General features: G+C 66.9%; 14 protein-coding genes. 11 read left to right on the top strand and 3 right to left on the bottom strand.

Annotated elements, in window-relative coordinates:
* Window position 1 precedes the first annotated feature (1 nt).
* The 10 genes from AC5RWG_RS09985 (at window position 2) to AC5RWG_RS09940 (ending at window position 7,695) form a co-directional block, all read left to right on the top strand.
* Entirely contained in the window at window positions 2-661 is a 660-nt protein-coding gene (locus tag AC5RWG_RS09985; RefSeq protein ID WP_494001163.1) for a GntR family transcriptional regulator, read from the top strand.
* 229 nt (window positions 662-890) lie between these two features.
* Window positions 891-1,877, top strand: a complete 987-nt coding sequence (locus tag AC5RWG_RS09980) for an ABC transporter ATP-binding protein (RefSeq protein WP_494049213.1) — start codon at window positions 891-893, stop codon at window positions 1,875-1,877.
* Between the two features lie 2 nt (window positions 1,878-1,879).
* Window positions 1,880-2,728 (top strand): ABC transporter permease, encoded by an 849-nt coding sequence (locus AC5RWG_RS09975; protein ID WP_494024012.1) that lies wholly within the window; start codon window positions 1,880-1,882, stop codon window positions 2,726-2,728.
* Between the two features lie 19 nt (window positions 2,729-2,747).
* Window positions 2,748-4,016 (top strand): sensor histidine kinase, encoded by a 1,269-nt coding sequence (locus tag AC5RWG_RS09970; RefSeq protein WP_494074840.1) that lies wholly within the window; start codon window positions 2,748-2,750, stop codon window positions 4,014-4,016.
* The gene (locus tag AC5RWG_RS09965) at window positions 4,009-4,728 is read left to right on the top strand and encodes a response regulator (RefSeq protein WP_494074841.1); all 720 of its coding nucleotides are present in this window, start codon (window positions 4,009-4,011) and stop codon (window positions 4,726-4,728) included. Before AC5RWG_RS09970 ends, AC5RWG_RS09965 begins: the two co-directional genes overlap by 8 nt.
* A gap of 303 nt (window positions 4,729-5,031) precedes the next feature.
* Window positions 5,032-5,337, top strand: coding sequence for a 30S ribosomal protein S6 (gene rpsF, locus AC5RWG_RS09960; RefSeq protein ID WP_136787676.1), 306 nt, complete (start codon window positions 5,032-5,034; stop codon window positions 5,335-5,337).
* Between the two features lie 94 nt (window positions 5,338-5,431).
* The gene (locus AC5RWG_RS09955) at window positions 5,432-6,004 is read left to right on the top strand and encodes a single-stranded DNA-binding protein (RefSeq protein WP_494013490.1); all 573 of its coding nucleotides are present in this window, start codon (window positions 5,432-5,434) and stop codon (window positions 6,002-6,004) included.
* A gap of 58 nt (window positions 6,005-6,062) precedes the next feature.
* Window positions 6,063-6,302: a 30S ribosomal protein S18 gene (gene rpsR / locus AC5RWG_RS09950; protein ID WP_136787674.1), complete on the top strand. Its 240-nt coding sequence runs from the start codon at window positions 6,063-6,065 to the stop codon at window positions 6,300-6,302.
* A gap of 27 nt (window positions 6,303-6,329) precedes the next feature.
* The gene (gene rplI / locus AC5RWG_RS09945; protein ID WP_493988326.1) at window positions 6,330-6,779 is read left to right on the top strand and encodes a 50S ribosomal protein L9; all 450 of its coding nucleotides are present in this window, start codon (window positions 6,330-6,332) and stop codon (window positions 6,777-6,779) included.
* Between the two features lie 76 nt (window positions 6,780-6,855).
* The gene (locus AC5RWG_RS09940; protein WP_494074842.1) at window positions 6,856-7,695 is read left to right on the top strand and encodes a PhzF family phenazine biosynthesis protein; all 840 of its coding nucleotides are present in this window, start codon (window positions 6,856-6,858) and stop codon (window positions 7,693-7,695) included.
* 10 nt (window positions 7,696-7,705) lie between these two features.
* Here AC5RWG_RS09940 and AC5RWG_RS09935 read toward each other — a convergent pair whose 3' ends face one another.
* Both AC5RWG_RS09935 and AC5RWG_RS09930 read right to left on the bottom strand, forming a co-directional pair.
* Window positions 7,706-8,143: a DUF1801 domain-containing protein gene (locus AC5RWG_RS09935; RefSeq protein ID WP_494001156.1), complete on the bottom strand. Its 438-nt coding sequence runs from the start codon at window positions 8,141-8,143 to the stop codon at window positions 7,706-7,708.
* Window positions 8,144-8,237: 94 nt separating this feature from the next.
* A complete protein-coding gene (locus AC5RWG_RS09930; protein WP_494076638.1) occupies window positions 8,238-9,023 on the bottom strand; it encodes a hypothetical protein in 786 nt (261 codons plus the stop codon).
* Window positions 9,024-9,517: 494 nt separating this feature from the next.
* Here AC5RWG_RS09930 and dnaB point away from each other — a divergent pair, with 494 nt between their 5' ends.
* A complete protein-coding gene (dnaB, locus tag AC5RWG_RS09925; protein ID WP_493941666.1) occupies window positions 9,518-10,885 on the top strand; it encodes a replicative DNA helicase in 1,368 nt (455 codons plus the stop codon).
* Window positions 10,886-10,898: 13 nt separating this feature from the next.
* On the opposite strand, the gene AC5RWG_RS09920 is transcribed toward dnaB, so the two are convergent.
* On the bottom strand, window positions 10,899-11,888 hold the full coding sequence (locus AC5RWG_RS09920; RefSeq protein WP_494076637.1) for a M20/M25/M40 family metallo-hydrolase: 990 nt from the start codon (window positions 11,886-11,888) through the stop codon (window positions 10,899-10,901).
* Between the last annotated feature and the right edge of the window lie 107 nt (window positions 11,889-11,995).

The following is an 11,995-nucleotide window of genomic DNA, read 5'->3' as shown; positions in this document are numbered from 1 at the left end:
CGTGGCCGAGTCGATGACCGATCGGGTCGCCGGCGCCTTGCGCCGGCAAATCCTCGCGGGGAACCTGGCCCCGGGATCCCTCGTGGTCGAGCCACGGCTCGCCGAGGAGTTCGGCGTCTCGAAAACCCCTGTGCGGGAGGCGCTGCGCCTGCTCACCACGGAGGGACTCCTGACAGTGCTCCCCAAAAAGGGCTACCTGGTGATGACCATGAGCTCGCATGATGTCGCCGAGGTCCTCGACCTCCGCATGCTCCTGGAGCCGCATGCCTGCGCGAGTGCCGCCGACTATGCGGACCACGCCCTGCTGGCCACGCTGCGGGACCTTTTGGACAATCAGCGCGAGAAGGCCGCTGCTGAACCGCTCGTGAGCATGGAGCACGCCTACTCGTTCCACCGGGCCTTGGCGCGTGGCGGCCGGAACCGCCGGCTTGACGAGTTCCTGGCCCGTTGCCTCGACGAGACCTCCCGCGCCTACCGCGTGCTGCCCGGCCTGCACGCCCACCTGGCGGCCGAGCAGGAACTCGTGGAACACGAGGCCATCTTCACGGCCGTGGCCGCCGGCGACGCCGCGGGTGCGGCCGACGCAATGCGCAGCCACCTGCGCAGCGTACGGTCCGCGATGGCCCGTCAGTTCGAGCGGCCCAGCGACCTCTGGGCTTAGTGCTGGCACCTCTTCCGGTACACAGCAGCGTTCCGGGAACGGTCAGGGGCCGCTCAGGGCTTCCCCCGGTAACGCCCGCCTGCCCGCGGCACGTAGCGTCATCCGTAAGGACGATCCGGCCCGACGCGAAGATCATCCCGCAGTGCGGTGTGCGGCCGGCCGGCACTCCGTAACGTATTCATTGGTCCCGGGAATCCGGGCGCTATTCCATTTACGAAGGACGGTTCAGATGATCGAGGCACAGGGCCTGGTCAAGGTCTACGGAAACAAACCGGCGGTGCAGGGCGTCTCCTTCACCGTGCAGCCGGGTCGGGTGACCGGCTTCCTGGGGCCGAACGGCGCCGGCAAGTCAACCACCATGCGCATGATCATGGGACTGGACCGTCCCACCGCCGGTGACGTCCTGGTCAACGGCAAGCACTACGCCAAGCACCGGGCCCCGCTGCGCGAAGTCGGCGCCCTGCTCGACGCCAAGGCGGTGCACACCTCCCGGACCGCGTACAACCACCTCCGGGCCATGGCCGCGACCCACAGCATCCCCACCAAGCGGGTGCACGACGTGATCGAGCTGACCGGCCTGGGCGCCGTCGCCAAGAAGCGCGTCGGCGGATTCTCGCTGGGCATGGGGCAGCGGCTGGGCATCGCGGCCGCCCTGCTCGGTGATCCGCAGACCGTCATCTTGGACGAGCCGGTCAACGGGCTGGATCCCGAAGGCGTCCTCTGGGTGCGCAACCTGGTCAAGGCACTGGCGGCAGAGGGTCGGACCGTGTTCCTCTCTTCGCACCTGATGAGCGAAATGTCGGTCACCGCAGACCACCTGATCGTCATCGGCCGCGGCCGGATCATCGCCGATGCGCCCATCCAGGACATCCTCAACAACCGGGCGCAGCGGGTGCGCGTACGCACCGACCGGCCCGACGTCCTCACCCGCGCGCTGGCCGGGGAAGGGGTCACCGTCGAAGCCCACGAACCGGAACTGCTGGAGGTCAGCGGCGTCCCGGCGCGGGACATCGCCGAGACGGCCCTCGCCCAGCAGGTGCTCGTCTATGAGTTGACCCCGCTGCAGGCGTCCTTGGAGGAGGCCTACATGGACCTGACCAAGGACGAAGTTGAATACCATTCCGGCCCGGTGGCCGATGTACACGACAACGCCGGCAGTGCAGGGTCGGGACGGCACGCTGCCGTCGCCGCCGGCGTCGGCCAGGAAGGAAAGTGACCATGAGCGCTGCAACCCTGACCCCGCAGGCGGGCCGCGTCACCGGCCCCGGCGTGAGCTTCCCCCGGACCTTGACGAGCGAGTGGATCAAGTTCACCACGCTGCGTTCCACCTGGGTCCTGCTGGCGACCACCGTCGCGGTGATGGTCGGCATCGGACTGCTCGGCGGCTGGGGCGTGGCCACCGGGATGGAGCAGATGGAGGCAGCCGGCCAGGATCCGGCGGCCGCCGGCATGGATGAGTCCATCCTGTACCTCATGACCAGCGGCGGGATCGACTTCGGCCAGCTGATCATCGGGTCACTGGGCGTGCTGCTGATCGCCTCCGAATACTCCACCGGCATGATCCGCTCCACCATGACGGCCGTGCCGTCCCGGCTGTCGCCGCTGTTCGCCAAGGCGCTGGTCGTCGCCGTCGTCGCAGCCGTCGTCGGAATTGCGTCCAGCTTTGCCACCTATTTCCTGCTGCAGCCGATCCTGGCCAATTACGGCAAAGAATTCGGGCTCGACGTGGAAAACCTCGTCCAGTCCATGTTGCTGTCCGGCCTCTACCTGGCGGTGGTGGCGTTGATGGCGCTGGCGCTCGGATCCTTGCTGCGCAACAGCGCCGGCGGCATCGTCACGCTGGTCGTGCTGCTGCTGGTGCTGCCCATCGTCGCCCAGATCATCCCCTTCGACTGGGTCCAGGACGGCGTGATGCCCTACCTGCCCTCCAACGCGGGACGCCAAATGCTCATGCTCGAAACGGCCGAGGGCGACCTGACCCAGTGGCAGGGCGGGCTGGTGATGGCGGCCTGGGCGGCAGTACTGCTGGCCGGGGCGGCCGTGACCACCAAGACACGGGACGTCTAGGCGCAGCCGGGCTTAACGCGTGAATCAAGAAGCCTCGGTGAAGGAGGCGGCGGAACGAACGGCCGCCGTCTCCTTCACCGAAATATCGTCCAGGCGCCGGGGACCGATCCGGCGCTACTTCCACACCCACCCCGTGGTGATGGACTGGGTGCTGGTCGGCATCCACGTGCTGTTCGGCCTGCCTAATGCCCTGATCACGGCGGTCGCCGGCGAATGGCCGCCGTTGCTTTTGCTGCTGGCCGGCGGCGCCGCGCTGATCTGGCGGCGCCGGTCGCCGCTGCTCGTGCTGGCCGCCATCGCCCTGGTGGACTTTCTGATCGTGGTGCTGACCAGTACCGGCAGCGGCTCCTTTGCCATGTGGTTCGCCGTCTACACGGTCGCCACCGCCCGGCCGGCGGTCCAGGCCATCATCGCAGCGGTCCTCGCCGCCGTGCCCATGCTGGTGGGGATGGGCGTCCGGATGCCGCCGGAGATCGTCAAGCAGATTGCCCTCGGACAGGTCCCGAGCTACGTCGGACTGGTCACCGGCCTGGTGCTGGTCCTGGCCAACGTCATCGCCGCGGGCATCGGGGTCACGGTGCGCCGGGACCGGCTCCACGACGCCGAACTCCAGCGTTGGGCCACTGACAACGCCCGCCTGGCGTCGGCGACCGAACGCACCCGGATCGCCCGGGAGATGCACGACGTCGTGGCACACTCGCTCTCGGTGATGATCGCGCTCTCGGATGGCGCCGCCGTCGTCGCGCGCAAGGATCCGGAACGCGCCGGCCAGGTTTTGGACCGGCTGTCGGCGACCGGCCGGTCGGCGCTGGCCGACATGCGCAGGGTGCTGGGGGTGTTGCGCAGCGAAAACGGAACCGACGCGGCCCCGCTGGCGCCGGTGCCGTCCGGGGATCAGTTGACCGGGCTGCTGGACGGCTTCCGGGCCGCGGGCTTGCCGCTCCGCACGGTCATGGCAGGACCGGCGTTGCCCGAGGACCAGAATTTCCGGCTCACCGTGTTCCGCATTGTGCAGGAGTCGTTGACCAACGTGCTGCGCTACGCCAAGGACGCGTCCAGGGTGGACGTTGCCCTGATCCGCGACGGCGACGCCGTGCACATCACGGTGGCCGACGACGGCCGGCCGGACGGGCCGGCCGATTCACTCGGCGCGGGGCAGGGCCTGCACGGCATGCGGGAGCGGACCGCCATCTACGGCGGCCACGTTGCCGCCGGTCCGCGGTCCGGCGGTGGTTGGATGGTGGAGGCAACCCTGTACTGGCCCGGAGAGGAAAACACGAGTGTCTGAGAGCGCGGACGGCAGCGAGGCCGGGCCGGTAAAAGTGCTGCTGGTGGACGACCAGCCGCTGCTGCGGATGGGGTTCAAGCTCATCCTGGAGGGCGAAGACGACGTCGCGGTGGTGGGGGAGGCGTCCGACGGCGCCGAGGCCCTGCGGCTGGCGCATGACCTCGCGCCGGACGTGGTGCTGATGGACGTCCGGATGCCGGTCATGGACGGCATCGAGGCCACCCGGCAGATCGTGGCCGCCGGGCTGTGCGCGCGGGTGATCATCCTGACCACCTTCGATCTGGACGAGTATGCCTTTGCCGGGCTGCAGGCCGGGGCCAGCGCCTTCCTGCTCAAGGACGTGGCACCCGCGGAACTGGTCCAGGCGGTGCGCCTGGTCGCCACCGGCGACGCCGTGGTGGCGCCGCGGGTGACGGCGCGCCTGCTGGAGACGTATGTGCGCGGCTTGGCCCCGGGCGGCAGCCCGGCCGCGCCGCCGCAGCGCGACCCGTTGCTGGATGACCTGACCCCGCGCGAACTGGAAGTGCTGCGGACCATCGCCGAGGGTCTTTCCAACGCGGAGATCGCCCACCGGTTCTTCCTCTCGGAGGCGACCGTCAAGACGCACGTCCGACGGATCCTCGCCAAGCTGCACCTGCGCGACCGGGTGCAGGCCGTGGTGTACGCGTACGAGACCGGGCTGGTGGTGCCCAGCCTGGGGCTGGACTACTGACACCGCCGATCCCCGGGGCGGGGCGCTCGGGACCCTTGTGCCGCAAGGTGCTGGCTCCCGGCCTGTGGAGGACGGCGCTCCCGGCCTCCCGCCCTGTGGAGGACAGGTCCGGCCGGCGGATTCACGAGCCCGGACCGCCGTCCGGTACCATTGGTAAGTCTGTGCTGTCGGCGCCGGCCGGTATTTCCTGTGACAATAGCCAAAACACACGGAAGTCGCCGCGCGGTGGCAGGCAGGCAACGCAACAGAACCTCCTGTTACGGAAAGACCGTGACCGCTTAGCCCGAAGGAGGTGGGTTCACAATGCGTGCTTATGAACTGATGGTAATCATCGACCCCGAGGTCGAAGAGCGTACCGTAGAGTCCTCGCTCGATAAGTTCCTCAACGTTGTCCGCAACGATGGTGGAACCATCGACAAGGTGGACATCTGGGGACGCCGCCGGCTCGCCTACGACATCAAGAAGAAGTCCGAAGGCATCTACGCGGTGGTCAATTTCACCGCCACTCCCGCCACTGCTGCTGAGCTTGACCGTCAGCTTGGTCTGAACGAGACCATCCTGCGCACCAAGATCATCCGCCCGGAGGAGCAGAAGATCTCCGCTGAGTAATCAGCTGTGATCGCCGCCCCCTTTCCGGGAGCGGCATTGACGAAGACATTCCCGCGCGCCGCCGGCAACCGGGACCAGGACATCAGGAGGCAACATGGCAGGCGAAACCGTTATCACGCTCGTCGGTAATCTCACCAACGATCCCGAGCTGCGGTTTACCCCGTCCGGGTCCGCGGTAGCGAACTTCACCGTTGCATCCACGCCGCGGACCTTCGACCGCCAGTCCAACGAATGGAAGGACGGGGAAACCCTGTTCCTCCGGGCGTCGGTGTGGCGCGAAGCTGCCGAGAACGTCGCCGAAACCCTGACCAAGGGCATGCGCGTGATCGTTCAGGGCCGGCTGAAGTCCCGTTCGTATGAAACCAAAGAGGGCGAAAAGCGTACCGTCATGGAGCTTGAGGTCGACGAAATCGGCCCCTCGCTGCGCTACGCCTCTGCCAAGGTCACCCGTACCCAGCGCTCCGGCGGTGGCCAGGGCGGCTTCGGCGGCGGCCAAGGCGGCGGCTTTGGCGGCGGTGGTTTCGGCGGTGGCCAGAACCAGGGCGGTTGGGGCGGACAGCAGTCCGGCCAGCAGCCCGCACCCCAGGACGACCCTTGGGGAGCACCGGCCGGCGGTACCTCCGGCGGCTGGGGCAACGGTCCGGACTCCAACGAACCGCCCTTCTAAAACAAACCCCATCCCGTGGAAAAGATCCACGGGCTCCACAAGATAAAGGAGCTCCACGATGGCTAAGGCTGAAATTCGTAAGCCCAAACCAAAGTCCAATCCCTTGAAGGCCGCTGACGTCACCGTCATCGACTACAAGGACGTAGCTTTGCTGCGCAAGTTCATCTCTGACCGCGGAAAGATCCGCGCCCGCCGCGTGACTGGCGTCACCGTGCAGGAGCAGCGCAAGATCGCACTGGCAATCAAGAATGCCCGCGAAGTTGCCCTGCTGCCCTACTCCGGCGCTGGCCGCGGCTAAGCGAAGCGAAGAGGAGAGAGTACTGACATGGCAAAGCTCATTCTGACCCACGAAGTGACCGGTCTCGGCACTGCTGGCGATGTCGTCGAGGTAAAGAACGGTTACGCCCGTAACTACCTTCTGCCCCGCGGCTTCGCCCTGACCTGGACCAAGGGCGGCGAGAAGCAGGTGGAGTCCATCAAGGCTGCACGTGCCGCTCGCGAGATCGCATCCCTGGAAGACGCGCAGCAGCTGGCTGCCCAGCTGTCCGCCAAGCCGGTCACGCTGACCGTCAAGGCCGGCGAGTCGGGACGCCTGTTCGGCACCGTCAAGCAGGCCGACGTTGCTTCCGCTGTCGAGGCCGCCGGCCTCGGCGCCATCGACAAGCGCAAGGTCGAACTGACCGAGCACATCAAGTCGGTGGGCGACTACCAGGCCACCGTGCGTCTGCACGAAGAGGTCTCCGCCGTCATCGACCTGAAGGTCGTTGCAGGCTAACAGCCTCGCTGTCGCTGCAGGCCGGGTCCGTCCAGGACCCGGCCTGCAGCGTTTAACGCCCGGTACGCTGGAGGACGTGAGCACACATCAGTTCAGCCAGGTAGACGTCTTCGCCACCGGACCGTGCACGGGCAATCCGCTGGCGGTCGTCTCGGGTGCCGGCGGCCTCAGCGAAGAGCAGATGCAGCGCTTCGCCAACTGGACCAACCTTTCCGAGACCACCTTCCTCCTGCCGCCCGAAAACGCTGCAGCCGACTATCTGGTCCGGATCTTCACGCCCAGCGGCGAGCTGCCCTTCGCGGGCCACCCGACGCTGGGCACGGCCTACGTCTGGCTCGCCGCCGGCGGGCAGCCGAAGGCCGTCGGAGAAATTGTGCAGGAATGCGGCGCCGGCCTGGTCAAGGTCAAGCACGACGGCGGACGGCTGGCCTTCGCTGCGCCGCCCCGGCGGCGGACCGGGCCGCTTCCCGAGGAGAACGTCGCGAAGATCTGTGCCGCGCTGGGGATTGGACGCGACGAGGTGATCCGCCACCAGTGGGCGGACAACGGCCCCGAGTGGCAGGCCCTGCAGTTGCGGGACGCCCAGGCAGTCCTCGACGTCGTGCCCGACTATGCCGCCCTGTCACCGTTCGGCGTCGGACTGATCGGCGCCCATCCCGGCGGCTCCGCCGTCGACTTCGAAGTCCGCGGGCTCATGGGCTTCGAAGACCTGCCGGCGGAGGATCCGGCGACCGGCAGCCTGAATGCCGCGCTGGCGCAGTGGCTGATCGACGAGGGAGCGGCACCCGCTGCGTACACCGTTCGGCAGGGAACGGCGCTCGGCCGGGACGCCCGGGTCTACATCGACTCCGACGGCGGGGAGGTCTGGGTCGGCGGGACGGTAGAGACCGTGATCAGCGGGACAGTGGAGCTCTGACCCGCCCGCCCTAGCGCTGGCCCTGCAGGGACTCGTGGTCGGTGGTGGTCATGTGCCGGTAGCCGAGCTGGACCAGTTCCCTCAGCACGTCGAGGTCGATGTCAGCGAGCTTGTTAATGTACAGGCACGCGGCGCCGGTTTTGTGCTTGCCCAGGCGCTCCAGCAGCGGCGCGGAACCGGGCGCGTACGTCAGGCCGTAGAGGGCCAGATTGGCCTTTCGAGGCGAGAAACCCACGGCGGCGGCGTCACCCTCGCGGCCGCTGGCATATTTGTAGTGGTAGCTGCCGAAGCCGATGATCGAGGGGCCCCACATGACCGGCTCCTCGCCGGTCACCTCCCGCATGAGGCGCAACACCGTCTCGCCGTCCCGGCGCCGCACGGGGTGTTCTACCGACGCGAGGAACACGTCGACGGGTACGTCCGTGGGTGCAGTCTTGTTCTCGGCCATGGCTGAAGTGTTCCAGAAAGCCCTGCCCGCTGCCAGCACCGCCAGGGGTCCGGGGTGGTTACGGCGCCGCTAGGGGTTGCGTGCGGACTCGAAGCTAGGGCTCCTCGTCCGGCTCGATCAAATCCACGAATTCGCGCGCTTCCACCTCGGTCGCTTCCGAGTGCTCCAACAGCAGCCGGACGGCACTGTCGCGATCGCCGCTCAGGGCCGCGGTGCGGATGCGCTGGAACACGGCGTCGTTCAGGCGGGTGCTGGCCACCTCCCTGATGGTGTCGCCCTTGGACACGATGGCCCGGTACCGGTATCCGGCCGGCTCGGGAAGTGGTGCGGGAGCGGGCTCCGCCGGCGGCGCGACCTTGTCCGCGGGGTATGCCGGGGCCGCCGCCCGTGGCTCCTCGTCCTCCGGCAGGTCAGCAGCGGCCGCCTGACGCGGTTCCTCGTCCTCCGGGTGAACCGGGGACGACTCCCGGCCCTCCTTGTCCTCGGGGCGCGCCGGGTGCGCCTCCAGGGGCCCCTCGTCCTCCGGGCGGAGGGCAGGGGCGGTATCCCGGCGGGGTGCCGTGTAGGGCTGCGGGTGCGCGGACATCTGCGCGACGGCGGAGGTAGCCTCCCGGAGCCCCGCGCCGGTGGCGGTGCGGTATTCGCGGATCGCCGCAAAAGCCTGCCCCTGCGCGATCAGCGCGTAGACCGCGGTATGTTGCTGCTGGTTCAAGCGGGCGCTGGCCGCCGCGGCGGCCTCCCGGGTCGTGGCAACTGCCGGCATCGCCGACGATCCGCCCGGGCGGGGCCCGCGCGTCTTGTTGCGGGAAACCAGCCGCATGATCACCAGGCCGATCACGACCACCAGTACGGCGATGAGCAACGGCACCACAAATTCCATACTTGAATCGTACGTCCCGGACCATCGCCCGCGCGCCAACAGCCTTCGAAAGAGGGCATCACAGCTCTGTAATTCCAAGCTGTGGATAACCCGTGGATAACTTTATGCCTTACGCGTCTATTCCGAATCTGTCAACCGCAAAAATGGCGGGGAAATCAACAGCAAACTTCTTTTTGTCCACAGCCCGTGGATAGCGTTTTCGCAGGTCAGAGCGGGGTTACTCGCGAGTCAACTATAGTTTCCACAGCTCTGCGCACAGCCTGTGCACAAGCGACGCCCACTGATCCACATTTTATCCACAGGGGGAGTGGATAACTCGCTTGGTGGGAAGGGGGAAGGGGGTTACCGTTGCGGAGTATCCCACTCGCGGCCCGCGCGCTGAATTGGAGTCTGCGCGCCCTTGGCGGTCCGACGAAATCGTCCGATCCGGCTGGTAGTTCTAATTCTGAGGGGGATGCGGTATCCGGTTCGAGGAGCAAAGAAAGCAGGCAGCGGTGTCGTTAGCGCACGCGGATTCGGCAACAGGTCGGGACTCCGAATTCGGCCGCACGCCGCCGCAAGACCTCGTGGCCGAGCAATCGGTCCTGGGCGGCATGATGCTCTCCAAAGACGCCATCGCCGACTGCGTTGAAGTGCTCCGCGGCGTGGACTTCTACCGCCCCGCCCACGAAAGCATCTACGAGGCCATCATCGACCTCTACGGCCGCGGCGAACCGGCCGACGCCGTCACCGTTTCCGACCTGTTGACCAAGCGCGGCGAGATTTCCCGCATCGGCGGACCCGCCTATCTGCATACCCTGATCCAGTCCGTGCCCACGGCCGCCAACGCAGGCTTCTACGCGGAGATCGTCCGGGAACGTGCCGTGCTCCGCCGCCTGGTCGACGCCGGCACCAAGATCGTCCAGCTGGGCTACTCGCAGGACGGCGAAGTCGACGCCATCGTCAACCAGGCCCAGGCAGAGATCTACGCCGTCGCCGAGCGCCGCACCGCCGAAGACTACGTCCCGCTCAAGGACATCATCGAAGGCACCGTCGACGAGATCGAATCCGCCGGACACCGCGGCGAAGGCATGACCGGCGTGCCCACCGGCTTCTACGAACTCGACGAGCTCACCCAGGGCCTGCACGGCGGACAGATGATCGTCATCGCGGCCCGGCCGGCCGTTGGCAAGTCCACCTTCGCACTGGATTTTGCGCGGTCTGCCGCGATCAAGAACAACATGACCACGGTCTTCTTCTCCCTGGAAATGGGCCGGAACGAAATCGCCATGCGCCTCCTCTCCGCGGAAGCCACCATCGGGCTTCAGGACCTGCGCAAGGGCACCATCAAGGACGAGCAGTGGGGCAAGATCGCCACCACCATGGGCCGGATGAACGACGCGCCCCTGTTCATCGACGACAGCCCCAACATGTCCCTGATGGAAATCCGGGCCAAGTGCCGGCGGCTCAAGCAGCGGCACGACCTGAAGCTGGTGGTGCTCGACTACCTCCAGCTGATGTCCTCCGGCAAGCGCGTCGAATCCCGCCAGCAGGAAGTCTCGGAGTTCTCCCGTGCCCTGAAACTGCTGGCCAAGGAACTCGAAGTCCCCGTCATCGCGCTTTCGCAGCTGAACCGTGGCTCGGAGCAGCGTACGGACAAGAAGCCGATGGTTTCCGACCTTCGCGAATCCGGTTCGATCGAGCAGGACGCCGACATGGTCATCCTGCTCCACCGCGAGGACATCTACGACAAGGAATCCCCGCGCGCCGGCGAAGCCGACGTCATCGTGGCCAAGCACCGTAACGGCCCGACCAAGACCATCGTGGTCGGCTTCCAAGGCCACTACTCACGCTTCGCCAACATGGCGGTCGAGCACGGCTAGCAGCCGTAGGGTTTCAGCCCACTTGCCGTTTACGACCTTCGGGGAGGGTTCTACCGGTGCCCGCTGACTTGAGGGCGCGGTGGTCGTGGGCCAGGCGGGTGGCAGCGTGGGTGATCGCCTCGGTCATCAGGCTGAGCACATCCAGATCGACGTTGCTGAGGTCGTCGCCTGGCCGGTGATAGTTCGGATCGCAGGGCCGCTTGGCGGTGCCGCCGAAAAGGCGGGCCTGCTTGGTGGTTTTCTTCTCGTCGTCTCCGCTGTACAGACCGCCCACGGCGACACCCTTCTTGACGAAAGACAACTGGTCCGAGTCCATGTCCCAATCGGTGGCGACCCAGGGCTGGTCCCGGGCGTCGAAGTAGTCAGTGAAGACGTCCATGATCTCCGTCGAACCTTCGGGCACGTCGTGATGAGGCTTGGCGTCCCGTGCGTCGTAGACCCCAATGATGGGGTTGGGCGAGGCGATCATGTCGAAGTTCAAGTAGGCGGCGATCCTGTCGAGTGCCTCGCTGTCGCGCTTGGCCAGGTGCTTGACGTAGTGCCGTGACCCGTATTCCTTCTTGTACTCCTCGGCGCCCCACCAGGCGAAGCGCACCGTGTTGCTGAGGCCCTCCTGACGGCCGAGCGCTTTGGCGGCCTCCACCACGGCCGCCACCCCGGAGCCGTTGTCATTGATCGCCGGACAGCCGGGCACCCCGTCGAGGTGGGCCCCGAGCATGATCACGTTCTCGTCGCTGCGGGATGCGGTCTCGGCGAGGACATTGAAGGTCTCGATCTGCTCGCCGCGGTGTTTGAAGGTGAAGTACTGGCGCGTGCTGCGATAGCCGGCACTCGCGAGTTGGCGTTCGACGTACTGGGCCGCGGCCTCGTACCCGGAGGTGCCGGTCGCGCGGTCGCCGTGCTCCTCGGCCAGGGCCTGGAACTCCTCTAGATGCTCGTAGGCGGCGGGAACCTTGCCCGGTGGGATGGCGAGGCCTGATCTCAAGCGCCGGCTCAGCTTCATATCGTCCTATCCAGTACGACCCGGAGACGGCAGTCTACCCTCCTCTCCGTGATGCACAACATAATTTCACTTGACACGCTGTAAAGATAACGGGCAGACTGTGTTCC

The sequence above is a fragment of the Arthrobacter sp. Y3221160 genome (assembly GCF_059092585.1).
This window is presented reverse-complemented; position numbering and strand designations above follow the sequence as displayed.